Genomic DNA, 26,337 nt, shown 5'->3' on the forward strand with positions numbered 1-26,337 from the left:
GCTCATGCACGGCGCATGCCTTGGTAAGCAGTTGTTACCGGTATGCATACGCTCACCGTGGTCCCTGCCGGGCTGCTGTCGATCTCCAGCACCCCACTAGCCAGCCGGGCCCGCTCGCGCATGCCGGGCAAGCCCCAGTGGCCCGCGCGCGCGCCGCTGGCCAGGATATCCGGGCCGATGCCGCAGCCGTCGTCCATGACGGCCAGGCGCAGGCGATCGGCGCCGCAGTCGAGCGCCAGCGTGATCCTGCCTGCGCGCGCATGGTGAAACGCATTCGACAGGGCTTCGCGCCCGATCGTGAACAGTTCGTCCTCGATCTCGGGCTCGAGCCCGTGGATCTTGCCATTATGGCGCGTCACGAACGCGACGCCGGTCGCCGCCGCCAGCTCGCGGCCAACGTCGGACAAGGCCTGCGCCAGGCAACCGTGGCGCAGGCCTGGCACGCGCAACTGGCGCAGCCGCTCGCGGCCCTCGTCGATCACGTCCTCGGCGCGCGCCAGCACGTCCTCGACTTCGGCGCGCAGCCCGCTGTCGCCCGGCAGCCTTCCCAGCAGGACGTGCATGCGCAGCACGAGGGCCTGGACGCTTTGCAGGAAGGTGTCGTGCAGGGTGCGCGCGATGCGCTCGCGCTCGAGCATGCGCTCGCGCAGGCGCAGGTCGAGATTCGCATGCAGGCGCGACGCGAGCCGCGCCAGGCGCCAGCGGTGCAGCAGCCAGGCCGCCGCCAGCGCGGCCAGGACGCAGGCCGGCATGAACCACGCGGTCTGGGTGAAGGCCGGTTCGATGCGAAACGATGCGCGCGCCGGCTGCGGGCTCCAGACCCCGTCCTCGTTGGCGGCGCTCACCTCGAAGGTGTAGGCGCCCGGGGCCAGGTTGGTGTAGACCGCCTGGCGCAGGCCGGCCGTCTCGCGCCACCCTGGATCCTGGCCGACGAGACGGTAGCGAAAGCGCACCCGCTCGGGCATCGTCAGGGCGGTGGCGGTGAAATCGATCTCGACGCGCGCCGTGCGCGCAGGCAGGATTGTGGCGCCATCCGGCGCGAACGCCTGGCGATCGGTGCGCAGGGCGCTCACCATCACCGTCGGCGCGCGCGGATTGCGCGGGATCGCCGCCGGATCGATGTGACCGATGCCGCTCGAGGTCGCGAACCACAAGCGGCCGTCGCTCGCCTGCACCAGCGTCGGCAGCGGCCGGATCTGGGCCGGCATGCCGCGGTAACCGTCGAGGTGGTCGAACCGCTCGGCGTCGACCAGCGCCGGCAGGGCGCCGCTCAGCTTCGCCGCGTCGATGCGCGCCAGCCCGCTGGTATCGTGCAGCCACAATTCGCCGTCTTCGCGCTCCACGATGCCCGACACGCCGCTGAAGGAACCCCGCCCACGTTCCCCGAGCGAGCGGAAGCGCGCGCCGTCGAACCAGCCAAGCCCACGGTCGCCGCCGATCCATGTGCGCTGCCGTCCGTGGAGGATCGCCAGGGTGTTTCCGACGGCGAGTCCGTGCGCGTGCCCGTAGCGCCGTACCTCATCCCTGTCCAGTACCGCGATGCGATCGCCCGTATAGCCGAACCAGATCCGTCCCTCGTGGTCGCGGGCAAGGGTGACGGCGGTGTCCTGCGCCAGTTCCTGGTGCCCGCCGCCGGCAAGCCAGGCGCCGTCACGGAAGGTATGGACGCCCATTCCGACCACCGACAGCCACAGCGTGCCGGCCGCGTCGCTGGTCATGGCCTGGACGTCGCGGCCGGCGAATTCGGTGGGCAGCGGCCAGCGGCGCGCCGAGCCGGCGCGCACCTGCCACAGATGGGTGCCGGTGGCGAACCAGAGGGCGCCGTCCGGCTGGCGATGGCTGGCGGTCACGCCGGCGATGTCGCTGCGGCGCTGGACGCCGTCCGCTCCCAGCACGATGCTGCGCATATTGAAGGCTTCCAGCTGGTCCGACGTCCCGATCCAGACCGCGCCCTCGTCGCCCGGCGTCACGCCCATGGCGCCGGTGAAGCCGTCCGGCAGCGCGACCATCGCGAGGCGGGCGGGCCGCACACGGTCGACGCCCTCCGGCGTGACGAACCACACGTTGCCCTCGCGATCGGTCAGGTTGGCGCTGAACGTCGATGCGGTAAAGCCTCCCGCGGTCACGAATTGCCGCACCACCTTGCCGTGGCAGTCGAGCAGCTGGACGGATTCGCCGGTGCCGACCCACAGGCCGCCGTGCGCGTCGCTGTAGTAACCGAGGTTGGGCAGGCCGCCGTTATGCAGCGCGAACGGCGTCGTTGCGCCGCTGTCCGGATCGAACATCTGCATGCCGTGCGCACGGCTGTTGACCAGGACCCGTCCGTCCGGCTGCAGCTCGCCGCCCTCGACGCCAGGCCGGTCGAGGACTTTCTGGAACCGGTGGCGCCCGGTTCCCGGGGCCTGCGTGCTGCGATAGACGCCGTCGGGGAAGTACGCCAGCATGCTGCCGTCCTTCAGCACCGTCAGCTGCAGCAGGCCGCCCTCGGGCAGGCCGGCCCCGGATCCGACCGGGCGCCAGGCGTGCCCGTCGAGCCGGTACAGGCCCGCGCTGGTGGCGGCCCACATTACGCCGTCGCCGGTGCGGGCGAACCGGTGCACGGAACCGCGCGGCGCGCCGTCGCCACTCACGTAGTGCCGCGCGCCTGCGCGTTCGAACCGGCTGATGCCGCCGAACTGGTAGCCGACCCAGATCGCGTCGCCGTAGGAGGCCACCGCCATGGTCACCGGCGAGTGCAGCTCGTGGCCATGCACCCTGTCATTGCGCACGAACCGGGCGCCGTCGAAGCTGTACAGGCCGTCGCGGGCGGCGAACCACAGCAGTCCGTCGGCGTCCTGGGCCATCGAGTACAGCCCGGCCGGCGCGCCGTCCTTGCGGGTCCAGCCGGTGTGCTGGAGGTCGGCGTCCCAACGCGTCGGCTGCGCGCAGGACTGTTGGGCAGTGGCGGGCGTGGCGGCTGCGGCGTTGGCCTGGACGAGCAGGCCAGCGAGGGCGCAGGCCAGCATCATGCGTGCGCGGGACGACGTCATAGAGCGGTTTCGTTGGTGAATGCGGGTTGGCGGTGCGGCTCAGCGCACAATCATAGCCAACGGTCAACAAAAAGCAAGGATGGCGGGCGTCTCGCATTCTTGCGCCGTCACAAGTGTCCATCTTTCCGGCAAGGTACATTGTCGAGTGCGCCGAGAAGACGGCGCTGACCGAAAGGATGATCATGCTGGCCCGCCTGCGTATTGGTCCCAAGCTCCTGCTCGCTCCCGGCGCCGTCCTGCTCCTGCTGCTCCTGCTGTCCTGGGTCGCCTATTACGCGATGGTGCGCCAGAACGACTCGCTCGAATCGATCGTGGGCCAGCGCGCGGCCAGCATGCGCGCCGCCAGCAGCCTGGCGGCGCAGACGCAGAAGGCGCATGCCGACATCTACCGCCTGCTGAGCTGGATGGGCGGCAGCTTCCCGCTGGCGCGCACCGAGCCGCTGCGCCAGGACATCCTGGCCCAGCACCGGCGCATCGCGACCGGCCTGGAGACCCTTGGCAAGGCGACCCTGACCGAGGCCGAAGACCGCCACGTGCAGCAGGCCGCGGCGGCGCAGCTGCGCTACGCCGAGGCGGTGCGCGAGGTGATCGAGCTGGCGCCGCTGGACGGCTCGATCAGCGCGAATGCCATGCAGAAGGCCGAAAGCGCCTTCGCGCTGGTGGCGCAGCGCCTGGCCGACCTGGGCGCGCTCGAAGAAGCGCTGGCGCGCGAAGCCTCCGGCAGCGCGAAGGCCGACTTTCGCATGATCTCGGTGCTGATGCCGGCCGTGGTGCTGCTGGCGATCGGGCTGTCGCTGGCGATCACCTTCGCCGTGCGCCGCATCCTGCTGGACGAGATCCGCGGCATCGGGCTGGCCGCCAGCGGCCTGGCCAGCGGCGACCTGACGGCGCGCCCGCATCTCGACCACGAGTACGGCGGCGACGAGATCGCCGACACGTCGCGCCAGCTGGACGCCAGCATCCGCAACCTGAACGGCACCCTGCGTTCGATCCTGGACTCGGCGCGCCTGATCGGCGCCGCCTCGCGCGACATCAAGCTCGGCAGCCTGAGCCTGGGCAGCCGCGCCGTGTTCCGCGCCAGCGCGCTGGCCCATACCGAAGGCGCGCTGCGCGAGCTGGCGGCCGACGTCAAGCTGGGCGCCGACCAGGCGCGCATCGCCCACCGCCTGGCCGCCGGCGCGGGCGAGGCGGCGCACGAAGGCGGCGACCTGGTCGAACGGCTGGTGGCGACGCTCGAGGGCAGCCGCCGCGGTGCGCAGCGGGTGGTCGAGATCGTCGACGGGCTCGACCTGGCGGCGAGCGAGACCGGCACGCTGGCGCTGAACGCGGCGCTGGACGCGGCGCGCACGCACCTGGACGCCGACATGGACGCCGGCGCGCAGTCGCCGGCGATGGCCGCGGTGGCCGGCGAGGTGCGGGCGCTGGCGCGCCGGGTGGCCGCCGCCAGCCGCGAGATCCGGACCGTGGCGGCGCAGTCGCTGGCCGAGATCGATGGCGGCGCGGCCTGGGCCCTGCACGCCGGCAGCAGCATGGAGCGGATCGCCGGCACGGTGCGCGAGGTGGAAGACCTGGCCGGGCGCATCGGCGCGGCCGGCGAAGGCCAGGCCACGCAACTGGCCGACGTGGGCCAGGCGATCGTGCAGATGGACCAGGTGACGCGCCAGAACTGCACGCTGGTGGAAGAAGCGGCGAGCGCGGCGCGCACCCTGCAGATGCAGGCGCTGGCGCTGTCGCGCACGGTGGCGGGGTTCAGGCTGGAAGAAGAGGGGGCGCGGGAAACGGCCCCGCAGGCGCAGGACGCCGGCCGCAAGGACGACGGCGGCGCTTCCTGGTCGAAGCCCTTCGATCCGGCGCGCGAACGCCGGGGGGGCACCAGGGAACGCCGCCGTCACCAGGCGTCGCACTTGCGGCTCGCCTCGAGCCGCAAGTGACGATCCCGGTCAGTGCGTCAACCGATCACTCGTAATCGCTGATCGGCGCGCAGCCGCAGAACAGGTTGCGGTCGCCGTACACATTGTCGGCGCGGCCGACCGGCGGCCAGTACTTCTTCTTGCGCAGGCCGGCGACCGGGAAGGCCGCCACTTCACGGGTGTAGCCGTGCTGCCAATCGTCGGAAGTCACGACTTCGGCGGTGTGCGGCGCGCCCTTGAGCGGGTTGTCCATGCGGTCGTACTCGCCGCGCTCGACCTTCACGATCTCGGCGTGGATGGTGATCATCGCCTCGATGAAGCGGTCGATCTCGGCCTTCGATTCCGACTCGGTCGGCTCGATCATCAGGGTGCCCGGCACCGGGAAGCTCATGGTCGGGGCGTGGAAGCCGAAGTCCATCAGGCGCTTGGCCACGTCTTCGTTGCTGATGCCGGTCTTGTCCTGCAGTGGACGCAGGTCGATGATGCACTCGTGCGCGACCAGGCCGTCGTGGCCGGCGTACAGCACCGGGTAGTGCGGGGCCAGGCGGCGCGCGATGTAGTTGGCGTTGAGGATCGCCACTTCGGTGGCCGAAGTGAGGCCTGCGGCGCCCATCATCGCGATGTACATCCACGAGATCGGCAGGATCGAGGCCGAGCCGAAGGCGGCGGCGCTGACGGCGCCGATGCCGTTCTCGTCCCGCACATAGCCGGTCGACAGCTGGTTCGGCAGGAACTTCGCCAGGTGGGCGCCGACGCCGATCGGGCCGACGCCGGGGCCGCCGCCGCCGTGCGGGATGCAGAAGGTCTTGTGCAGGTTCAGGTGGCTGACGTCGCCGCCGAAGGCGCCCGGCGCGGCCAGGCCGACCAGCGCGTTCATGTTGGCGCCGTCGACGTAGACCTGGCCGCCGTGCGCGTGCACGATCTCGCACAGTTCCTTGATGCCTTCCTCGAACACGCCGTGGGTCGACGGGTAGGTGACCATCACGCAGGCCAGGTCCTTGCTGTATTGCTCGGCCTTGGCCTTCAGGTCGCTGAGATCGACGTTGCCGTTGTCGTCGCAGGCGGTGACCACGACCTTCATGCCGACCATGCTGGCCGAGGCCGGGTTGGTGCCGTGGGCCGAGGACGGGATCAGGCACACGTTGCGGTGGCCTTCGCCGCGCGATTCATGGTACTTCTGGATCACCAGGAGGCCCGCGTACTCGCCCTGCGAGCCGGCGTTCGGCTGCAGCGAGATGGCGGCGTAGCCGGTGGCGGCGCACAGCATGGCTTCCAGCTGGGCGATCATCTCGCGGTAGCCGATGGTCTGCTCGTTCGGCGCCAGCGGGTGGACGTTCGAGAACTCGGGCCAGGTGACCGGCACCATCTCGGCGGTGGCGTTGAGCTTCATGGTGCACGAGCCGAGCGGGATCATGGTGCGGTCCAGCGCCAGGTCCTTGTCGGCCAGCGCGCGCAGGTAGCGCAGCATCTCGTGCTCGGCGTGGTAGCGGTTGAAGGTCGGGTGGGTCAGGTAGGCGCTGGTGCGGGCGAGGGCGGCCGGGAAGGCGTCGGCGACGCCGGCGTCCAGCTGGTCCAGGTCAACCGTCTTGCCATTGCCGAACACCGCGAACAGGTTGGCCAGGTCGTCGCGGGTGACCGTTTCGTCGAGCGAGACGCCGACGCTGGTGGCGTCGATCTGGCGCAGGTTCAGGCCGCGCGCGGTGGCCTGCTGGTGGATCGCGCCGGCGTCCTGCACGCGCACCGTGAGGGTGTCGAAGAAGGTCTTGTTGGCCAGCTCGAAGCCCAGCTGCTGCAGGCCGGCGGCCAGGATGGTGGTCTGGCGGTGCACGCGGCGCGCGATGCGGGCCAGGCCTTGCGGGCCGTGGTAGACCGCGTACATGCCGGCCATCACGGCCAGCAGCACCTGCGCGGTGCAGATGTTCGAGGTCGCCTTTTCGCGGCGGATGTGCTGTTCGCGGGTCTGCAGCGCCAGGCGGTAGGCCGGGTTGCCCTGGGCGTCGACGGTGACGCCGACCAGGCGGCCCGACATGCTGCGCTTGAATTCGTCGCGGGTGGCGAGGTAGCCGGCGTGCGGGCCGCCGAAACCGAGCGGCACGCCGAAGCGCTGGCTGTTGCCGACCACGACGTCCGCGCCCCATTCGCCCGGCGGGGTCAGGACCGTGAGCGCCAGCAGGTCGGCGGCCACGATCACCATCGCGCCCGCGGCATGCAGGTGCTCACAAGCAGCGCGGTAGTCGCGCACTTCGCCGTCGACGCCCGGGTATTGCAGCAGCACGCCGAAGCAGGTTTCTTCGAGTTTTTCGATGTCGGCCGGCGCGATGGTGCGCACTTCGACGCCGATCGGTTCGGCGCGGGTCTGGATGATCTCGCGGGTTTGCGGCAGCACGTCGTCGGCCACGTAGAACACCTTCGAGGCCGACTTGCCGACGCGCTGGATCAGGGTCATGGCTTCGGCGGCGGCGGTGCCTTCGTCCAGCATCGACGAGTTGGCGATGCCCATGCCGGTCAGGTCGGTGATCGCCTGCTGGAAGTTCAGGATGGCTTCCAGGCGGCCCTGCGAGATTTCGGGCTGGTAAGGGGTGTAGGCGGTGTACCAGGCCGGGTTTTCGAAGATGTTGCGCAGGATGACCTTCGGCGTGTGGGTGCCGTAGTAGCCCTGGCCGATCAGCGACTTCAGCACCTTGTTCTTCGACGCCAGGCCCTTGAGCAGCGCCAGCGCTTCTTCTTCGGTGCGCGGTTCGGCGAACTGGCCCAGGTCCAGCTTGTCCTTGCGGCGGATGTTGGCCGGGACCACGGCGTCGATCAGGGCGGCGCGGGTGGCGTAGCCGAGGGTCGACAGCATGGCTGCCTGTTCGGATTCGGACGGGCCGATGTGGCGCGGGATGAACGAATCGCGTGCTTCAAGTTGGGTGAGGCTGGAGCGGGTCATGATAAGAAAAGAGTCCGGAAGGGTCTGGCGCCGATGCTGGCTGGATCAAGAAGGGGATGCGCAGGGCGGTGCGCCCGGGGAAGGGCGCACCTTGGACCATCAGTGGTCGGTGGTCTTGCCGTAGGCGTCGGCGTCGAGCAGCTTGTCGTAGGCGCCAGCGTCGCTCGGGGCCAGCTTGAACAGCCAGGCGCCGTAGGCATCCTGGTTGATCGAGTCGGGCGCGTCGGCGACCGGCTGGTTGACGGCGGTGACGGTGCCCGAGACCGGCGCGTAGATGTCGCTGGCGGCCTTGACCGATTCGACCACGGCGGCGTCGTCGCCCGCGGTGAATGCCTTGCCGACCTGCGGCAGTTCGACGAACACGATGTCGCCCAGCGCGTCCTGCGCGTATTCGGTGATGCCCACGGTCAGGCTGCCGTCTTCTTCGCGGCGCACCCATTCATGGGATTCGGTGTATTTCAGGTCGGTAGGGATGTTCATGGAAACTCCTGAGGATGGTGGGGTTATTAGTATAGGTGTTTGTTATCCGGTCCGGCGATTCAGGCGGCCAGCACTTTGCCGTTGCGCACGAACGGCAGCTTGACCACGCTGGCGGCCAGGTGCTTGTCGCGGATCGCGACCTGCACGGTGTCGCCGACGGCGACGTCCATCGGCACGCGCGCCAGGGCGATCGCCTGCTGCATGCTGGGGCTGAAGGTGCCGCTGGTGATCTCGCCGACATTGCCGGAGGCGGCGATCACGCGCTGGTGGGCGCGCAGGATGCCGCCTTTTTCGCGCAGGATCAGGCCGACGAACTGCGCCTGCTGGCCCTTGGCCTGCAGCGCGGCCTTGCCGATGAAGTCGCGCTCGGAGACCAGGTCGATGGTCCAGGCCAGGCCGGCGTCGAGCGGGTTGGTGGTTTCGTCCATGTCCTGGCCGTACAGGTTCATGCCGGCTTCCAGGCGCAGGGTGTCGCGCGCGCCGAGGCCGGCCGGCTTGACGCCGGCGGCGAGCAGGGCGTTCCACAGCGCTTCGGCCTGGCTTGCCGGCACGCCGATCTCGAAGCCGTCTTCGCCGGTGTAGCCGGTGCGGGCGACCATGGCTTCGCCGAAGGCGGTGTCGCCGACGATGGCGGCGTTGAAGGGCTTGAGGTTTTCGGTCGCCGCCTGGGTGGTCGGCAGCACCTGCCACACCTTGGCGCGGGCGTTCGGGCCCTGGACCGCGACCAGGGCGATCGGGTCGTTGCCGTCGCGGCGCTGGGTGATGCTCACGCCGCTGCTGGTGGCGGCGTTCTGCCCGTTCATCCAGGCCACGTCCTTGTCGGCGGTGCCGGCGTTGACGACGATGCGGAACCAGTCTTCGGACAGAAAATAGACGATCAGGTCGTCGATGACGCCGCCTTCCGGATTGAGCATGCACGAATACAGGGCCTTGCCCGGCGTTTGCAGCTTGTCGACGTTATTGGCCAAAAGGCCGCGCAGGAAGGCGCGGGTGTTGTCGCCCTTCACGTCCACGACGCACATATGGGACACGTCGAACATGCCGGCGTCGCTGCGCACCGCGTTGTGCTCTTCGATCTGGGAGCCGTAGTTGACCGGCATGTCCCAGCCGCCGAAATCGACCATCTTGGCGCCAAGGGCGCGGTGAGCGGAATTGAGCGGGGTCGCTTTGAGCGTCATGGAATCCTCGGGCATGAATAGGGTGTCGGCACGATCGTCGTGCGCTATCGACCCCTCTGTCCTTGGTACCTGAGAGATAGCGGCTGGCGCCGCTTGCCCCTTCGGTGGGCCGCATCGCGGCCGCTCTCCAGAGTTGACCGGCCGCGCCGTGCGCCGCCGTCCCTTGACCGGTCCTTTTGCCTGAGAGTTTATGGGTGAGTGCCCCTTCGGCGGCAGCGTCGCTGCGCTCTCCCGATCAAGACTGCGGAGGATATGCCAGCCCGCCAACCCTGTCAACCACACAAGCCCCTCCATTTATTGCCCCCAACCCCTTACCCAACAATGAGGGTCAGCGTCGACTTCTTTGACCACTTTCGAAGTTGCTCGTTAATGCTACTCCGACCCTATTTAATTTATGACCGCCGGGGAAACAAAAAGCATTCATCCGGAAAACTATTTAACGCTGAGAATCAAATACGGATTTTGATAGCGCTAAACGGCCCAAAATTAAATAGGGTCGGAGTCGAATTGTTTGACAACTTTGAGGAATTGCCCAATAAATCTACTCTGACCCTCATTGTAGCGTTTCACTGCGAGATTGCTAAAAAGTATTGCTGCGCACTATTGGTGCAGGGCATTCGGGGTGTTTGTCGTGATTTGCTACACTTGTTCCACTTACTTTGTAGGCGGGAACAGACTATGAACGAAGAAAAAACTTTGCAGGAGAAAGAGGGTTGGTACACGCTGTCGGGCGACGTCAACAGCGATATGGTGCACCGGATGTTCGATGCGGTGGCGGCGATGACCGAGGACGGAATCGATACCGCCCACGTGCTGCTGCAGTCGAATGGCGGCTACGTCAGCGACGGCTTGTGCCTGTATAACTTCATGGCCAGCTCGCCGATCAGGTTCGTGATGTATAACGCCGGGGCGGTGGCCTCGATCGCGGTGGTGCTCTACCTGGCCGGCTCGCGCCGCTACGCCAGCGAGACCGCGCGCTTCATGATCCACAAGTCGCATGCGACCGCCTCGCCCGGCTCGCGGCCGGATGCGCTCAACATCATCGTCGAAGGCCTGCGCGCCGACGATGCGCGCACCGAGGCCATCCTGCGCAAGGAAATCGAACTCTCGCCCGAGCAGTGGAGCGTGCACCAGTACGGCGACCTGCACCTGACCGCGCGCGACGCCAAGAAGGCGAAGATGATCCACGAGGTGCTGGACTTCGCGCCGCCGAAAGGCGCCATCCTGCGCAATATCTGAACCGGGACGGTCCGCCGGCGGTCGCGCTGGCGGCCGATGGCGCCCCGGCCGGGATGTGTTTGGTCATTGCTGAGAGGTAAGAATATGGCAGAATAGGGCCTTGCCTCACTTCGCCGAACCGTCATGGCCACCCCACCCGCCCAGACCTTTGCCGCGCGCAAGGCCGCAACCGCCCAGCAGGCGGCGCTGGCCGAGCTGGTCGACATTGCGCGCAGCCATGCCGAGTCCGGCCTGGCGGACATGGCGCGGCGCATGGTGTCGGCGCTGCTCGACCTGACCGCGGCCGGGCTCGACCCCGCCACCGTCATGCGGCGCGTCAAATCGGGCAATCTTCTCAAGGACAACGGTTACGCCTTCACCCACCTGGCGACGAGCGAGATCGAGGCGGCCCTGCGCCGGGAAGTCGCGCGCCTGCTCCCGCACGCCGCTGGCGCCCCGGCCGAAGCCGCGCCCGCCCCGGTCGAACTGAGCCTGGTCCCGCTGGAACAGATCGACCAGCAAATGGCGCTCGGCGCCGTCAGCCGGCCCTTCGACCTGCAGCATTCCGAGGGCCTGGCCACGCTGGGCGTGCGCCTCGGCCTGCTGCTCGGGCGCGACCTGGTGCGCGCCGCCCACAACCCTTTCCGGCCCGACGTCTTCCTGGCCGCCGTGGATGCCGCCTGGCGCCAGTTCGAGCCCGATCCCGACGCCCACGGCCTGGTGGCGCCGCTGCTGCGTCCCGGCCTGATGTTCGACCTGGGGCCGCTGTACGAAGCCCTGGTCGCCAAGCTCAAGTCGCGCAAGGGCGGCGACGCCGACACCCGCTTCAGCAAGACCGACGACCGCGCGTCGCGCCAGTCCGAACGCGCACGGCGCGACGCCGCGCTGGCCCAGCAGCTGCGCCAGCTGTTCGACCCGGCCCTGGCCGTCCCTGAGATCCCGGACCTGCCGCAAGGCAGCGGCGGCTGGCGTCCGAGCGCGGCGTCCGGCTTCGGGGTGGCGCCGCTGGCGCCGCCCATGCCTGCGGCGGGCGCGGTCCCGTCCAGCGCCGCCGCGGGTTCTGGCGCCCATCCGGGCCCCATCCACGCGTCGGGTGGCGCCGGCAGCGCCGCAGCGCCAGTGGCGTCCGTTCAACCCTTGATCGACCTGCTGGCGCGCGCCGGCGCCGCCGGCCCGGACGCCGCGCCCGGCGTGCTGGTCCTGCCAGGCCTGCGCGCCAGCCTGCCGCAGGGCGCCCTGTCGCGCGGCGACGAAACGACGCTCGACCTGCTGTCGCGCGTGTTCGGCAGCGTGCTGCAGGACGACGGCGTCGCCCCCGAGACGCGCGAATTGATCGGCCACCTGCAGCTGCCGGTCTTGCGCACCGCGCTGCGCGACCGCAGCTTCTTCTTTCAGGAGGCCCATCCGGCGCGGCGCCTGCTCGACCTGCTGTCGCAGGCCGGCTGGGAGCGTCCCCTGGACCCGGACGACCCGGTCTACCGCGCCATGCGCCGCAGCGTCGAGCGCGTGCGCGACCAGGTCGACCCCGAGTTCGCCGCGGCCGTGGCCGACATCGAAGCCGGCCTGGCCGCCCGCGACAGGGTGGAAGAGGCGGCCATGGCGGCGCCCATCGCCCAGGCCATGCGCAATGAGAAGCGCGCCGCCGCCGAACGTTCGGCCCGGCGCGCGGTGGCGCTGCGCCTGGCCGGGGAACGCTTGACCCCGGCCGTCACCGGTTTTCTCGAAGGCCGCTGGAGCGCCGCGCTGGCGCTGGCCTACACGATCGAGGACAGCCGTCCGGGCGCCATCGACAATGCCACGCGCACGATGGAAGACCTGATCTGGAGCGTCAAGCCGAAGGCGACCCAGGAGCAGAGGAAGGCCCTGATCGCGCGCCTGCCGGCGCTGCTTGCAAGCCTGAACAACTGGCTCGACGCCACCCGCTGGCAGGACGCCGAGCGCCTGCAGTTCTTCGCCGAGCTGGCCGAATGCCACGCCTCGATCGTGCGTGCGCCGATCGAGCTGCTGCCGGAGCGCCAGCTCGAGCTGGCGCTCGAGGCGGCCCAGCAGGATGCGCTGCGCCGAGTTGCATACGAGCAGGCGCAGGAGCAGGAAGAGGAGCGGGAGCAGGCCCGCATCCAGGCCGAGGAAGCGCAGGCCGCGGCAAGCGATCCGGCGGCCGCCATCCTGGCCGGCCTGGAGCGCGGCATGCGGCTCGAACTGCACGAGGCGCACATCGTGCGCCGGGTGCGCCTGGCCTGGGTCAGCCCGCTGCGCACGCTGTACATCTTCTCGGGCGCCGGACGCCAGGAAGCGTTTTCGCTGCCGGCCGCGCGCCTGATCGATCTGCTGCGCGAAGGCGCGATGCGGGTGGTGGCGGCCGAAGGCGTGGTCGGCCGCATCCTGAGCGCGGCGGTCAAGCCCATGCCCGCAATGGTATGATGCGCGCTTTACCTCTACAGCAATAGCCGATCCACGTGCGCCTCTCTTCCATCAAATTGTCGGGATTTAAGTCGTTCGTCGATCCCACCAATTTCCAGGTGCCGGGTCAGCTGGTCGGCGTCGTCGGCCCCAACGGCTGCGGCAAATCCAACATCATCGACGCGGTGCGCTGGGTGCTGGGCGAGTCGAAAGCCTCCGAACTGCGCGGCGAGTCGATGCAGGACGTGATCTTCAACGGCTCCACCCACCGCAAGAGCGCCGGGCGCGCCTCGGTCGAACTGGTGTTCGACAACAGCGCCGGCAAGGCCGCCGGCCAGTGGGGCCAGTACGCCGAGATCGCGGTCAAGCGCACGCTCACGCGCGACGGCACGTCCACCTATTACATCAACGGCCAGCCGGTGCGCCGGCGCGACATCCAGGACATCTTCCTCGGCACCGGACTCGGTCCGCGCGCCTACGCCATCATCGGCCAGGGCATGATCGCGCGCATCATCGAATCGCGCCCGGAAGAACTGCGGGTCTTCCTCGAAGAAGCGGCCGGCGTCTCGAAATACAAGGAACGGCGCCGCGAGACCGAGAACCGGCTGTCGGACACGCGCGAGAACCTGCTGCGGGTCGAGGACATCCTGCGTGAACTTAACGCCAACCTCGAAAAACTCGAAGCCCAGGCGGCGGTCGCCAACCGCTTCCGCCAGCTGCAGGCCGACCAGGAAGAAAAGCAGAAGCTGCTCTGGCTGATGCGCAAGAACGAGGCCAAGGCCGAACAGGTGAAGTTCTTCCGCGAGATGGAAGAAGCGCAGACCAGCCTGGAAGCGCAGACCGCCAGGCTGCGCAACGTCGAGGTCGACCTCGAACACCTGCGCCAGGCCCATTTCGCCGCCGGCGACCGCCTGCACACGGCCCAGGGCGCCCTGTACCAGATCAATTCCGAGATCGGCAGCCTGGAGGCGCAGATCAAGTTCGTGGTCGAGTCGCGTACCCGCCTGCAGAACCAGATCGTCACGCTCACCGCGCAGCGAGATCAATGGCTGGCGCAGGAGCAGGAACACCGCGAGGGCCAGGAAGAAGCCGAGATGCAGCTGGAGGAACTGGCCGCGCGCGCCGAAGGCGCCCAGATCGCGGTCGAGGTCCACCATGAGCGCCTGCCCGAGCTGGAAGCGGCCTGGCGCGCCGGCCAGGAACGCCAGGCCGGCTCGCGCGCGCGCACCATGCAGGTCCAGCAGCGCATCGAGCTGGCATCGGCCCACGGCCGCAACGCCGCCGGCATCCTGGGCAACCTGGCGGCGCGGCGCGAACGCCTGCAGCAGGAGAGGAATGGCCTCAACCTGCCCGACAGCGCGACCCTCGACAACCTGCGCCTGCAGCTCGAAGAACAGCAGCAGTCGCTGGAAGAACAGACCATGCTGCTGGAAGAAGCGACCGGACGGCAAGAGGCGGTCGAACTCGAGCGCAAGGAAGCGCATGCGCAGGTGCAGGTCGAGAGCGCCGCCAACGCCCAGTTGGAGGCGCGCCTGAACGCGCTGCGCCAGATGCAGGAGCGCGTGCAGACCCAGGGCAAGGTCCAGCCCTGGCTCGAGAAGCACGAGCTGGCCGGCTTGCCGCGCCTGTGGCAAAAGCTGGAGGTCGAAGCGGGCTGGGAGGCCGCGCTCGAAGCCGTGCTGCGCGAGCGTTCCGGCGCGCTGGAGGTGTCGAACATCGACTGGGCCAAGGCGTTCGTGCTTGACGCGCCGCCGGCCCGCCTGGCGCTGTACGCGCCGCAGGCGGGCGGCCACGCGGCGCCGCCCGACGGCTTGAAGCCGTTCTCCAGCCTGCTGCGCGTGAACGACGCCGGCGTGCGCGGCGTGCTCGAGGACTGGCTGCACGGCGTCTACGTGGCCGGTGACGCGGCCCAGGCCTTCGCCGAGCGCGCGCGCCTGCCGCAGGGCGCTGCCTTCGTCACGCGCGAGGGCCACATGGTGACCCGCTCCAGCGTGCGCTTCCACGCGCCGGACGCCGAGCAGGACGGCATGCTGGCGCGCCAGCACGAGATCGAGAACATCGGTAAACAGCTCAAGGCCCAGGCCTTGCTGGCCGACGAGGCGCGTGCGCGCGCCGTGCGCGCCGATGCCGCCGTGACCGACCTGGCGCGCCGGCTGCAGGATGCGCGCGGCCGCGTGGCCACCTTGCAGCGCGAGGTGCACGCGCTGCAGATCGAGGTGCTCAAGCAGAGCGAGATCGAGGCCCGCTTCAACCAGCGGAGCAGCCAGATCGCGGCCGACCTGTCCGAGATCGCGGCCCAGGAGGCCGAGCAGCGCCAGGCCCAGGCGGAAAGCGAACAGGAATTCGAGCAGCTCGACCTGGAACTGGCCGAGCTGCAGGAGGCGCACGAAAACGGCCAGACCGCCTTCCTCGAGCAGGAGCAGGCGCTTGGCCGCGCGCGCGAGCACCTGCGCGAACTGGAACGCAGCGCGCAAGAGGCGCAGTTCGCCGAACGCGCCCAGCGCAGCCGCATCGACGAATTGCGGCGCACGATGGCGACCGCCGCCACCCAGGCCGAACAGGTCGGCGCCAGCCTGGCCCAGGCACGCCTGGAGCTGGAAGCCCTCGAAAGCGGCACCGCCCACGAGGGCTTGCAAGAGCTGCTGGACCGCCGCACGAAGCAAGAGGTAGCGCTGTCCGACGCCCGCCACGAGCTGGACCAGGTCGCCCAGCAGCTGCGCGCGGCGGAAGAGTCGCGCATGCAGTCCGAGCGCAGCCTGCAGCCGCAGCGCGACCGTATCACCGAGATGCAGTTGAAGGAGCAGGCCGCGCGCCTGAACCAGGAACAGTTCGCCGAAGCGCTGGCCGCCACCGGCGCCGACGAGGCGGCGCTGTCCGAAAAGCTCGACCCGGACCTGAAGCCCCAGTACCTGCAGGGCGAGGTCACCCGACTGACGAACGCCATCAACGGCCTGGGCGCGGTCAACCTCGCGGCGGTCGACGAGCTGGCCCAGGCCACCGAGCGCAAGCGCTTCCTGGATTCGCAGAACGCCGACCTGAACGAGGCCATCACCACGCTCGAAGACGCGATCGGCCGCATCGACCGCGAGACGCGCGACCTGCTGCAGGACACCTTCGACCGCGTCAACGGCCACTTCTCCGAACTGTTCCCGATCCTGTTCGGCGGCGGCAACGCCAGGCTGGTCATGACCGGCGACGAGATCCTGGACGCCGGCGTGCAGGTCATGGCCCAGCCGCCGGGCAAGAAGAACGCCACCATCCACCTGCTGTCGGGCGGCGAGAAGGCGCTGACCGCGACCGCGCTGGTGTTCTCGATGTTTCGCCTGAACCCGGCGCCATTCTGCCTGCTGGACGAGGTCGACGCGCCGCTGGACGACGCCAACACCGAGCGCTTCTGCCGCATGGTCAAGCGCATGTCGGACCACACCCAGTTCCTGTTCATCTCGCACAACAAGATCGCGATGGAGATGGCCAGTCAGCTGATCGGGGTGACGATGCAGGAGCAGGGCGTCTCGCGCATCGTGGCGGTGGACATGGAGTCGGCCACCGACCTGGCCGCCGCCTGAACGGGCGCGGCCTTCCCGGGCCGCCGTGCTACACTGGCCCGCCTCTGCCGGGGCACATGCCACTGTACGAATGCTTGCAATGACCGACCACTCCAGATCACCGCAGCCCGCCCCCATCCCTTCAGCACTGGAGCAGGGCGTGCGGCTGATCGGCGCGTCGCCGGCGCCAATGTTCATCGTGCGCGGCGAAAGCCGGATTGGCGGCGTCATGGCCGCAGCCAATCCGGCCTTCACGGCGCTGCTGGAAGGCGCTCGGACCGCATCTCCCGATGCCTGGACGCCGCTCGCAACGCTGCTGCCGGGCGCCATCGACCCGGTTGCGCGCATCCTCGACGGCAGCCTGGCCCAGGCCGGCGCCGAGCTGGAACTGCCCACGCGGGTCAAGCTCGCGCTGTCGCCGGTGTGCGAAGCCGATGGCGCCATCGTGGGCGTGCTGGGCGTGGCCGCGGCGCTGCCGCCGCAAGTCGACCAGGCCGCGCGCGAACTGGGGCGGCTGGTCGAACTCAGTCCGGTCGGCGTGGTGCGCTACACCGTCGACGGCGAGATCCTCGACTGCAACGACGCGTTTCTCTCCATGCTGGGACTGAGCCAGGAGGACCGCCGCCGCGGCCTGTCCTGGCGCGCGCTGACGCCGCCCGAGTGGCGCGAGGTCGACGACGCCGGCCTTGCGCGCCTGCAGGCGCACGGGGTGATGCCGCTGATCGAGAAGGAATTCCTGCACCGCGACGGCCGCCGCATTCCGGTGCTGGTCGGCGCCGGCAACCTGCTGGCCGATGGCCGCCAGGGCTTCGGCGTGGTGATCGACATCTCGGCGACCCGCGCCGCCGAACGCGCGCTGGCCGAGAGCGAGGCGCGCTTTCGCGCGATCACGAACGCGATGCCGCAGATGGTGTGGTCGACCCTTCCCGACGGCTTCCACGATTACTACAACGACCAGTGGTACGCCTTCACCGGCGTACCGCCCGGCTCGACCGACGGCGAGGCCTGGAACGGCATGTTCCATCCGGACGACCAGGACGCCGCCTGGGCCAGGTGGCGCCATTCGCTGGCCACCGGCGAACCCTACGAGATCGAATACCGGCTGCGTCACCACAGCGGCGCCTACCGCTGGGTGCTGGGCCGCGCCTTGCCGGTGCGCGACGCGCAAGGGGTCATCGGGCGCTGGATGGGCACCTGCACCGACATCCACGAACACAAGCTGACCGAGGATGCGCTGCGCGAAGCCGACCAGCGCAAGGACGAGTTCCTCGCCATGCTCGGCCACGAGCTGCGCAATCCGCTGGCGCCAATCCGCAGCGCGGCGGCGCTGCTGCCCTTGGCCAAGGCCGATGCGGCCAAGGTCGAGCACATCGGCCAGGTGATCGCGCGCCAGGTTACCCACATGACCGGCCTGATCGACGACCTGCTGGACGTGTCGCGCGTGACGCGCGGACTGATCGCGCTGGTCCAGGAAGACGTGGCGGCGCGCCTGCTGGTCGACGAGGCCGTCGAGCAGGCGCGCCCGCTCATCGAGGCGCGCGCGCACGCGCTGTCGGTGGCCGACCATGCCGGCGGGGCCTGCATCCATGGCGACCGCAAGCGCCTGGTCCAGGTGCTGGCGAACCTGTTGTCGAACGCGGCCAAGTACACGCCGCCGGGCGGGCGCATCGTCGTCGCGTTGGCGCGGGTGGACGGCATGGTCGAGATCGCGGTCAGCGACAACGGCATCGGCATGGCGCCCGAGCTGGTCGACGGCGTGTTCGAACTGTTCCGCCAGGGGCAGCGCACCCCAGACCGCTCGCAGGGCGGCCTGGGCATCGGGCTGGCCCTGGTCAAGCGGCTGGTGCACCTGCATGGCGGCCGGGTCGGCGCGTCGAGCCCGGGGGAGGGGCTGGGCAGCGAAGTCGTGGTCGCCCTGCCGGCCTGCCGTGCGCCGGACGCGCCGGCGCCCGCATGATGATCGCGGTGGCGCACCGGCTATCCATGGCGTCCGCGCGGGGGAGTTGGTATGATTGCACGAATTTCCGTGGGGAGAGCGCCCGCACGGATGCATTTCGATCGAATTAACCATTTCGCAGAACAAAGGACCGCGTGGCCCGCAAGGCAGGCGGATCCGGCGCGAATTTCGCTATTGAGGCACAAGCAGCATGACTGATTTCCAAATGAGCCTGATCGCAGCCGGCGGCGTCTTCGTCGTCGGCGTCATCACCTACAACAAGTGGCAGGAATACAAGGCCAGGAAGAGCGTCGAACGCGCCTTCGCCTCCGACCACGACGACGTCCTGATGCGCGATGGCGAGCAGGTGCCGGCCGTGGACCGTCACGAGCCGGTGCTCGAGGCCGGCCTCGACGACAAGGCCCCGGTGCTCGCCAAGGAGCCGGTGCTCGACGCCGACGCCTTCGCGCCGGCCGACGTCAAGCCCGAGCCGCAGCTGGACACGCCGGCGCCGACGCCGGCCGCCGCGCCAGCCCCGGCCCCAGCCCCTGCAGCGCCGGTCACGCCGCCCGCCACCAGCTACCGCGCCGCCGGCGCCAGCGCCGCCCAGGATGCGGTGGCCGCCTCGCTGCCCGGCACCCGTCCCGGCATGCCGGCCGCCGAACTGGCCGAATGCCTGGTCGATCCGCTGATCGACTGCCTGATCCCCCTCTCGCTCGAAACGCCTGTGCGCGGCGACAAGATCTTGCCGGCCCTGCAAACGCTGCGCCGCGTCGGCAACAAGCCGATCCACTACATCGGCTTCGCCGTCAGCGGCGAGTGGGAGCCGATCGTGCATGGCGGCGTGTACACCAAGCTGCAGGCGGGCGTGCAGATGGCGACCCGCACCACGGCGCTGAACGAACTCGAATACTCCGAGCTGGTCACCCGCCTGCGCGCGGTGGCCGACGAGATCGGGGCCGAGCCGGAAGTGCCGGACATGATCGAGGTGATGGCCGAGGCGCGCATCCTGCACCGCTTCGTGGCCGGCCACGACGCCCAGCTGGGCGTCAACCTGGCCGCGAATGGCGCGCCATGGGCGATGTCGACGCTGATCGGCGCCCTCGAGAACGCCGGCTTCGACGTGCGTCCGGACGGCCGCTTCGCGATGCCGGACAAGGAAAGCGCGGGCGGCGGCGTGCTGTTTACGCTGTCGACCAACGTCACCCTGGGCGCCGACACCACCTCGCGCCTGACCCTGCTGCTGGACGTGCCGTGCGTCGCCCCCGCGCGCGACGGCTTCGGCCGCATGGTCGAGACCGCGCGCGGCCTGACCCAGCGCCTGGACGCGACCATCGTCGACGATTTCGACCAGCCGCTGGTGGACGAGGCCCTCGATGAGATCAAGAGCCAGGTGGGCGAGTTCTACCAGGAGATGGACGCGGCCGACATCCCGGCCGGCTCGACCCGCGCGCTGCGCCTGTTCAGCTGAGGATTCCCGGTGACCGAGCAAGAGCAACAGAATGACCGCCAGCGGCGCATTGAACGAATGCGTTGGCTGGTCGCGGAACTGAACCGCGCCAGCTACAACTACCATGTGCTGGACGCGCCGACGATTCCCGACGCCGAGTACGACAAGCTGTACCACGAGTTGCTGGCGCTGGAGACCAGCCACCCGGACGCCGTCGACCCCGACTCGCCGACCCGGCGCGTGGGCGACGCGCCTATTCCCGAGTTCGGCCAGGTCACCCATGCGGTGCCGATGCTGTCGCTGAACAACGGCTTCAACGACGACGACATCGACAATTTCGACCGTAAGGCGCGCGAGGGGCTGGAAGTGCGCCAGGTCGTCTACAACGCCGAACTGAAGTTCGACGGCCTGGCCATCAGCCTGCGCTACGAGGATGGACGCCTGGTGCAGGCGGCGACCCGCGGCGACGGCTACACGGGCGAGGACGTCACCGCCAACATCCGCACCGTGCGCGTGATCCCGATGCGGCTGCATGGCGGCGACGTGCCGGCCGTGCTCGAGGTGCGCGGCGAAGTGCTGATGTTCAAGCGCGACTTCGAGGCCCTGAACGAGCGCCAGCGCGCCAGCGGCCAGAAGGAATTCGCCAACCCGCGCAATGCCGCCGCCGGCAGCCTGCGCCAGCTGGACGCGCGCATCACCAATGAGCGCAGGCTGCGCTTCTTCGCCTATGGCGTGGGCCAGGTGGAAGGCGCCGACTTGCCCGACACCCATTCCGGATTGCTCGACTGGTTCGAGGCGCTCGGGCTGCCGGTGGCGAAGGAACGCAAGGTGGTCGCGGGCCGCGACGGCCTGCTCGACTTCTACCGCGACGTCGGCGAACGCCGCAAGTCGCTCCCTTACGAAATCGACGGCGTGGTGTACAAGGTCGACCGCATCGAGGACCAGCGCGCGCTGGGCTTCGTCTCGCGCGCGCCGCGTTTCGCGCTGGCCCATAAATTCCCGGCCGAGGAAGCGCTGACCACGGTCCAGGCGATCGAGGTGCAGGTCGGCCGCACCGGCGCCATCACGCCGGTGGCGCGCCTGGTGCCGGTCTCGGTCGGCGGCGTCACCGTCACCAACGCCACCCTGCACAACGAGGACGAAGTGCGGCGCAAGGACGTGCGCGTGGGCGACACCGTGATCGTGCGCCGCGCCGGCGACGTGATCCCCGAGGTGCTGGCGGTGGTGCTGGAGCGCCGCCCGAGCCCGGAGCCGGCGGTCTATGAACTGCCGAAGCAGTGCCCGGTGTGCGGTTCGCACGTGGTGCGCGAGGCCGACGAAGCGGTCGCGCGCTGCTCCGGCGGCCTGACCTGCGCGGCCCAGCGCAAGGAAGCGATCCGCCACTTCGCCGGCCGCCGCATGATGGACATCGAAGGCTTGGGCGACCGCTACATCGACAGCCTGGTGGAGGCGAACCTGGTCAAGGGTGTGGCGGATCTCTACAAGCTCACGCTCGACGACCTGCTCAAGATGAAGCGCCTGGCCGACGAGCGCGACGGCACGACCCCGGAGACCGTCAAGCAGGGCAAGGTCGCGACCAAGTGGGCCGACAACCTGCTGGCCGCGATCGCCGCCAGCAGGCAGCCGCCGCTGGAGCGCCTGCTGTTCGCGCTCGGCATCCGCCACGTGGGCGAGTCGACCGCCAAGACGCTGGCCGACTGGCTCGGCAGCCTGGCCCTGGTGCGGCGCGCGCCGGCCGCGCTGCTGCGCGTGCTGCCCGACATCGGCGGCACGGTGGCCGAGTCGATCGCCGAATTCTTCGCCGAAGAAAAGAACCAGATCGCCCTGAACGCCTTGCTGGACGCCGGCGTGGCGCCGAAGGGCGAGCATGCGCCGAAGGCGCAGCTGCGCGAAAAGCTCGACGAGATCAAGCTGCTGGCCGCGCTCGACATCCCGAAACTGACCGAGCCGCGCGCGCGCCAGGTGGTGGGCGCCGGCCAGACGCTGGAAGACATCGGCGTGCGCACCGACTTCGGCATCTTCGGCCTGCCGGCAACGGTCGCCGCCGCGCTCGAGGAATGGATGGCGGTGCGCGCGAACCGCGAACTAGTGCAGTCGCTGGCGGCCCTGCGCCGCTCGCTGCTGGAATCCCTGCCCGAAGCCTCGGCCGCCGCCGCGCCCGAGGGACCGCTGGCCGGCAAGACCTTCGTCCTGACTGGCACCTTGCCGACCCTGAGCCGCGACGCGGCCGGCGCGCTGATCGAGGAGGCCGGCGGCAAGGTGTCGGGCTCGGTGTCGAAGAAGACATCCTACGTGGTGGCCGGCGCCGAAGCGGGCAGCAAGCTGGCCAAGGCCGAGGAGCTCGGCGTCACGATCCTGGACGAGGCGGCGCTGCTGGCGCTGCTGGCGCAGTCATAACAATGCAATAACAACCCTCCATACTGGAACACATGAACCTGATCCGCAAAGCCGTATTCCCCGTCGCCGGCCTGGGCAGCCGCTTCCTGCCGGCGACCAAGGCGCAGCCGAAAGAGATGCTGCCGATCGTCGACAAGCCGCTGATCCAGTACGCGGTCGAAGAGGCGGTGGCCGCCGGCGTCACCGAACTGATCTTCATCACGGGCCGCAACAAGCGCGCCATCGAAGACCATTTCGACAAGGCCTACGAACTCGAATCCGAGCTCGAGGCGGCCGGCAAGCAGGCCCTGCTCGAGACCGTGCGCGGGGTGATCCCGAAGAACGTCAACTGCATCTACATCCGCCAGTCGTCGCCCCTGGGCCTGGGCCATGCGGTGCTGTGCGCGCGGCCGGTGGTGGGTATTGAACCCTTCGCCGTGCTGCTGGCGGACGACTTCATGGACACCGCCGACGGCCAGAAACCGGTGCTGGCCCAGATGGCCGACGTCTACGCCTATGAGCGCAGCAGCATCCTGGCGGTGCAGGACGTGCCGCGCGAGCACACCCGCCAGTACGGCATCGTCAGCGCCTCGGCCTACCGCCAGGACCTCGAACTGGTGTCCGGCATCGTCGAGAAGCCGCAGCCCGCGGACGCGCCGTCGACCCTGGCCGTGGTCGGCCGCTACGTGCTGTCGCCGTCGATCTTCGACTACCTGGAAAACATCGGCAAGGGCGCCGGCGGCGAGATCCAGCTCACCGACGGCATCGCGGCCCTGATGCGCGACGAGCGCGTGCTGGCCTACCGCTACGCCGGCCAGCGCTACGATTGCGGCTCCAAGCTGGGGTATCTGCAGGCCACCGCCGCGATCGGCCTGAAGCACCCGGAAACGGCCGAGGGCTTCCGTGCCTCGCTGGCCGGTTTGCTGGAAGGAAGAGGCCCGGCATGACGGTGCGCGAGATCCTCAGGATGGGCGACCCGCGCCTGCTGCGGGTCGCGCAGCCGGTCACCGAATTCGATACGCCCGGGCTGCACGCCCTGATCGCCGACATGTTCGAGACCATGCATGCCGCCAACGGCGCCGGCCTGGCCGCGCCGCAGATCGGCGTCGACCTGCAGCTGGTGATCTTCGGCTTTGGCAGCAACCAGCGCTATCCCGACGCGCCGCCGGTGCCCGAGACGGTCCTGATCAATCCCGTGCTCACGCCCTTGTCCGACGAGATGGAAGAGGGCGTCGAGGGCTGCCTGTCGGTGCCCGGCCTGCGCGGCAGCGTGCCGCGCTACACGCGCCTGCGCTACGAGGGCTTCGACCAGTTCGGCAAGCGCATCGTGCGTGACGCGGAAGGTTTCCACGCGCGCGTGGTGCAGCACGAAGTGGATCACCTGCTGGGCATCCTGTATCCGATGCGGATCCGCGACTTTTCCCGCTTCGGCTTCACCGAAGTCATGTTCCCCCACCTTGATCCCGGAGCCGACGATTGAGCCGCGCCGTATATTTCCTGGCGCTGCTGGGCGCCGCCTGTCTTGCCGCTCCGGCGGCACTCGCCGCCGACTTCTTCACGAAGATCGACCCGTCGCCGACCAGCGAACTGTGGATCGACACCGGCTTCTATACCGCGCACTTTGACGGCGACAAGGACCTGAACGACAACAACAAGGGCCTGGCGCTTGAGTACCGCTTCAAGGGCACGATGACGGCCACCGCCGGGCGCTTCTACAACAGCGACCGCGCCTGGTCGAACTACGCGGGCGTGATCTGGCAGCCGTATGCGGTCGGCCCGGTGCGCGTGGGCCTGGCGCTGGCCGCCTTCGACGGCTATCCGAAGACGCGCGACGGCGGCTGGTTCCCGGGCGCGATCCCGACCCTGACCTATGAATACAAGCGGGTCGGCGTGAATGTCGGGATCATCCCGAACTACAAGGACCGGCTGTATGGCGGCATCTCGTTCCAGCTGAAGTTCAAGCTGTTCGACCGATGAAAAAAGGGCCGCGCGATGCGGCCCTTTTTTCATGAAACGATCAGCTTTCTTTCGGATACGGACTCGGTCCGCCATCCGCGATGAACTGGTCGATGCGCTGCTGCAGCACCGGCAGCGGCACCGAACCGACCTGCAGCACGGTGTCGTGGAAGTGGCGGATGTCGAACTTCGACCCGAGCGCCTTCTCGGCGCGCGCGCGCGCTTCCTGGATCGCCATCTGGCCCAGGTAGTACGACAGCGCCTGGCCCGGCCACGAGATGTAGCGGTCCACCTCGGTCTCGACCTCGTGCTTCGACAGCGCGGTGTTCTGCAGCAGGTAGTTCTGGGCCTGCTCGCGGGTCCAGCCCTTGGCGTGGATGCCGGTGTCGACCACCAGGCGCGAGGCGCGCCAGGCCTGGTAGCTCAGCATGCCGAACACCTCGTACGGGGTCTCGTAGATGTCCATCTCGGTGCCCAGGCGCTCGGTGTACAGCGCCCAGCCCTCGCCATAGGCCGAGATGTAGGCGCGGCGGAACGGCGGCACGCCTTGCTGTTCCTGCGCCAGCGGGATCTGGAAGGCATGTCCCGGCGCCGACTCGTGCAGGGTCAGGGCCGGCAGGCTGTAGAGCGGACGGGCCGGCAGGTTATAGGTATTGACCCAGTAGGTGCCGGGGCCGCCGCGGCCCGCGGTCCAGAACGGCGCCTGGTCGTCCGGCACCGGCACGATCGCGAAGCGGCGGCGCGGCAGGTGGCCGAAGAACTGGTCGGCCTTGGCGTCGAACTTCTTGGACGTCCAGGCCGCGCTCTTGAGCAGCTCTTGCGGCGTCTTGGCATAGAACTGCGGATCGGTGCGCAGGAAGTGCAGGAAGGCCTGCAAGTCGCCCTTGAACCCGACTTGCTTCATGATGTCGTGCATCTCGGCGCGGATCTTGGCCATCTCGGCCAGGCCGATCGCGTGGATCTGGTCGGCCGTCATGTCGGTCGTGGTGAATTCCACGATCTTCGACTGGTAGTATTCCTTCCCGCCCGGCATGTCCTGGGCCGCCAGCGTGGTGCGCGCCTTCGGCACGTACTCGTCGCGGAAATAGGCCAGGGCCTTGGCGTAGGCGGGTTGTATCTTGCCCTGGATGAGGGCCACCGCCTGCGCGCGCAGCGCCTCCTGCTCGGCGGCCGGCATCGCGGCCGGCATCTGTTTGAACGGGTTGTAGAACACCACGTCCTGCGGCGTCTTCGCATCGAGCACCGAGCTCAAGGTGGCTTCGCGGCCGGCCAGCGTGACCTTCGGCGGGGTGAAGCCGCGCGCCAGGCCGGCGCGCATATTGTCCAGCTCCTGGTCGAAGTAGGCGGGCAGGCCCTCCAGCAGGCGCAGATAGTTGCGGTATTCGTCGGCGGTCTTGAGCGGACGGCGCGCGGCATACGCGACGTCGGACCAGAAGGCGGTGTCGGCGTTGACCGGCTGTTCGTATTCGCGGAAGCGCTGGGCGTCGTGCAGGGCGGCGATCTGGGCGCGGTAGACCGCGAAGTTGATGCGTTCGGCGGGCGAGAGCGCGCCTGGCGGGATCGCGTCGAGTTCCTTCAGGATGGCGGCCCAGTAGACGCGGCGCGCTTCCTGGGCGGCGGCGTCGACCCGCGCATAAGCCGGGTTCGCGTTGGGCGCGTTCTCGTCGCGCGCCAGGCGCTCGGCGATGCGCCACTTCCACTCCTTGGTGTAGATGTCCTTGAACCGCGCGTCGGCGGCGGTCGCAGTCGTATTCACCGCGGCTGCGCTCGTTGCGGCCACGGCCGCCGGTGCGAATGCCAGACCCATCACGACGGCGGCCGTCGAGACGGCGGCGCCCAGCTTGCTTATTTTCATTGATCCCCTGCTTGATAAAGAGCATTATTGCTCGGCGATACACATCTTAGCGGGGAAACAGGTGGATGCCTACCG

Annotated in this window: 15 protein-coding genes and 2 riboswitches; of the genes, 10 read left to right on the forward strand and 5 right to left on the reverse strand. The window is 69.1% G+C overall.

Annotation, left to right across the window (positions count from 1 at the left end; genetic code table 11):
* Positions 1-2: 2 nt before the first annotated feature.
* The gene (locus HMPREF9710_RS14400) at positions 3-3,029 is read right to left on the reverse strand and encodes a sensor histidine kinase (protein WP_081589921.1); all 3,027 of its coding nucleotides are present in this window, start codon (positions 3,027-3,029) and stop codon (positions 3-5) included.
* A gap of 182 nt (positions 3,030-3,211) precedes the next feature.
* On the opposite strand from HMPREF9710_RS14400, the gene HMPREF9710_RS14405 reads away from it, so the two are divergent.
* Positions 3,212-4,960: a methyl-accepting chemotaxis protein gene (locus tag HMPREF9710_RS14405; RefSeq protein WP_005667455.1), complete on the forward strand. Its 1,749-nt coding sequence runs from the start codon at positions 3,212-3,214 to the stop codon at positions 4,958-4,960.
* A 25-nt stretch (positions 4,961-4,985) separates the two neighbouring features.
* Here the strand turns inward: HMPREF9710_RS14405 and gcvP are convergent, their stop codons facing one another.
* The 3 genes from gcvP to gcvT form a co-directional block, all read right to left on the reverse strand.
* Complete coding sequence (gcvP, locus tag HMPREF9710_RS14410) at positions 4,986-7,868, reverse strand: aminomethyl-transferring glycine dehydrogenase (protein ID WP_005667457.1); 2,883 nt, start codon at positions 7,866-7,868, stop codon at positions 4,986-4,988.
* Positions 7,869-7,967: 99 nt separating this feature from the next.
* Entirely contained in the window at positions 7,968-8,348 is a 381-nt protein-coding gene (gene gcvH / locus HMPREF9710_RS14415; protein ID WP_005667458.1) for a glycine cleavage system protein GcvH, read from the reverse strand.
* A 59-nt stretch (positions 8,349-8,407) separates the two neighbouring features.
* Positions 8,408-9,526: a glycine cleavage system aminomethyltransferase GcvT gene (gene gcvT, locus HMPREF9710_RS14420; RefSeq protein ID WP_005667460.1), complete on the reverse strand. Its 1,119-nt coding sequence runs from the start codon at positions 9,524-9,526 to the stop codon at positions 8,408-8,410.
* 46 nt (positions 9,527-9,572) lie between these two features.
* Positions 9,573-9,667, reverse strand: a riboswitch (glycine riboswitch).
* Positions 9,668-9,684: 17 nt separating this feature from the next.
* Positions 9,685-9,770, reverse strand: a riboswitch (glycine riboswitch).
* 434 nt (positions 9,771-10,204) lie between these two features.
* Here gcvT and HMPREF9710_RS14425 point away from each other — a divergent pair.
* From HMPREF9710_RS14425 to HMPREF9710_RS14465, 9 genes are all read left to right on the forward strand, one after another.
* Positions 10,205-10,765, forward strand: coding sequence for an ATP-dependent Clp protease proteolytic subunit (locus HMPREF9710_RS14425; RefSeq protein WP_005667461.1), 561 nt, complete (start codon positions 10,205-10,207; stop codon positions 10,763-10,765).
* Between the two features lie 123 nt (positions 10,766-10,888).
* Positions 10,889-13,165 carry a DUF1631 family protein gene (locus tag HMPREF9710_RS14430; RefSeq protein ID WP_005667463.1) on the forward strand — a complete coding sequence of 759 codons (2,277 nt, stop codon included), beginning with the start codon at positions 10,889-10,891 and terminating at the stop codon, positions 13,163-13,165.
* Positions 13,166-13,200: 35 nt separating this feature from the next.
* On the forward strand, positions 13,201-16,710 hold the full coding sequence (gene smc, locus HMPREF9710_RS14435) for a chromosome segregation protein SMC (protein WP_005667465.1): 3,510 nt from the start codon (positions 13,201-13,203) through the stop codon (positions 16,708-16,710).
* A gap of 79 nt (positions 16,711-16,789) precedes the next feature.
* A complete protein-coding gene (locus tag HMPREF9710_RS26610; RefSeq protein ID WP_169331328.1) occupies positions 16,790-18,646 on the forward strand; it encodes a sensor histidine kinase in 1,857 nt (618 codons plus the stop codon).
* Positions 18,647-18,836: 190 nt separating this feature from the next.
* On the forward strand, positions 18,837-20,096 hold the full coding sequence (locus HMPREF9710_RS14445; RefSeq protein WP_005667469.1) for a cell division protein ZipA C-terminal FtsZ-binding domain-containing protein: 1,260 nt from the start codon (positions 18,837-18,839) through the stop codon (positions 20,094-20,096).
* Between the two features lie 57 nt (positions 20,097-20,153).
* Entirely contained in the window at positions 20,154-22,472 is a 2,319-nt protein-coding gene (gene ligA, locus HMPREF9710_RS14450) for an NAD-dependent DNA ligase LigA (protein WP_051205087.1), read from the forward strand.
* A 32-nt stretch (positions 22,473-22,504) separates the two neighbouring features.
* Entirely contained in the window at positions 22,505-23,398 is an 894-nt protein-coding gene (gene galU / locus HMPREF9710_RS14455) for a UTP--glucose-1-phosphate uridylyltransferase GalU (protein ID WP_005667471.1), read from the forward strand.
* Positions 23,395-23,931, forward strand: a complete 537-nt coding sequence (gene def, locus HMPREF9710_RS14460; protein ID WP_005667472.1) for a peptide deformylase — start codon at positions 23,395-23,397, stop codon at positions 23,929-23,931. The genes galU and def overlap by 4 nt, the downstream gene beginning before the upstream one ends.
* Positions 23,928-24,428, forward strand: a complete 501-nt coding sequence (locus HMPREF9710_RS14465) for a hypothetical protein (protein ID WP_005667474.1) — start codon at positions 23,928-23,930, stop codon at positions 24,426-24,428. Before def ends, HMPREF9710_RS14465 begins: the two co-directional genes overlap by 4 nt.
* A gap of 40 nt (positions 24,429-24,468) precedes the next feature.
* On the opposite strand, the gene HMPREF9710_RS14470 is transcribed toward HMPREF9710_RS14465, so the two are convergent.
* Positions 24,469-26,262, reverse strand: a complete 1,794-nt coding sequence (locus tag HMPREF9710_RS14470; protein WP_005667476.1) for a DUF885 domain-containing protein — start codon at positions 26,260-26,262, stop codon at positions 24,469-24,471.
* Between the last annotated feature and the right edge of the window lie 75 nt (positions 26,263-26,337).

The sequence above is a fragment of the Massilia timonae CCUG 45783 genome, assembly GCF_000315425.1.
GTDB lineage: Bacteria > Pseudomonadota > Gammaproteobacteria > Burkholderiales > Burkholderiaceae_D > Telluria > Telluria timonae.

Excerpts from the sequence above, each read along its gene's own strand:
- HMPREF9710_RS14470 (WP_005667476.1), bottom strand. The coding sequence starts at position 26,262 with ATGAAAATAAGCAAGCTGGGCGCCGCCGTCTCGACGGCCGCCGTCGTG.
- HMPREF9710_RS14445 (WP_005667469.1), top strand. The coding sequence starts at position 18,837 with ATGACTGATTTCCAAATGAGCCTGATCGCAGCCGGCGGCGTCTTCGTC.
- HMPREF9710_RS14430 (WP_005667463.1), top strand. The coding sequence starts at position 10,889 with ATGGCCACCCCACCCGCCCAGACCTTTGCCGCGCGCAAGGCCGCAACC.
- HMPREF9710_RS14405 (WP_005667455.1), top strand. The coding sequence starts at position 3,212 with ATGCTGGCCCGCCTGCGTATTGGTCCCAAGCTCCTGCTCGCTCCCGGC.
- HMPREF9710_RS14400 (WP_081589921.1), bottom strand. The coding sequence starts at position 3,029 with ATGACGTCGTCCCGCGCACGCATGATGCTGGCCTGCGCCCTCGCTGGC.
- ligA (WP_051205087.1), top strand. The coding sequence starts at position 20,154 with ATGCGTTGGCTGGTCGCGGAACTGAACCGCGCCAGCTACAACTACCAT.
- HMPREF9710_RS26610 (WP_169331328.1), top strand. The coding sequence starts at position 16,790 with ATGACCGACCACTCCAGATCACCGCAGCCCGCCCCCATCCCTTCAGCA.
- gcvP (WP_005667457.1), bottom strand. The coding sequence starts at position 7,868 with ATGACCCGCTCCAGCCTCACCCAACTTGAAGCACGCGATTCGTTCATC.
- HMPREF9710_RS14425 (WP_005667461.1), top strand. The coding sequence starts at position 10,205 with ATGAACGAAGAAAAAACTTTGCAGGAGAAAGAGGGTTGGTACACGCTG.
- galU (WP_005667471.1), top strand. The coding sequence starts at position 22,505 with ATGAACCTGATCCGCAAAGCCGTATTCCCCGTCGCCGGCCTGGGCAGC.
- gcvT (WP_005667460.1), bottom strand. The coding sequence starts at position 9,526 with ATGACGCTCAAAGCGACCCCGCTCAATTCCGCTCACCGCGCCCTTGGC.
- def (WP_005667472.1), top strand. The coding sequence starts at position 23,395 with ATGACGGTGCGCGAGATCCTCAGGATGGGCGACCCGCGCCTGCTGCGG.
- gcvH (WP_005667458.1), bottom strand. The coding sequence starts at position 8,348 with ATGAACATCCCTACCGACCTGAAATACACCGAATCCCATGAATGGGTG.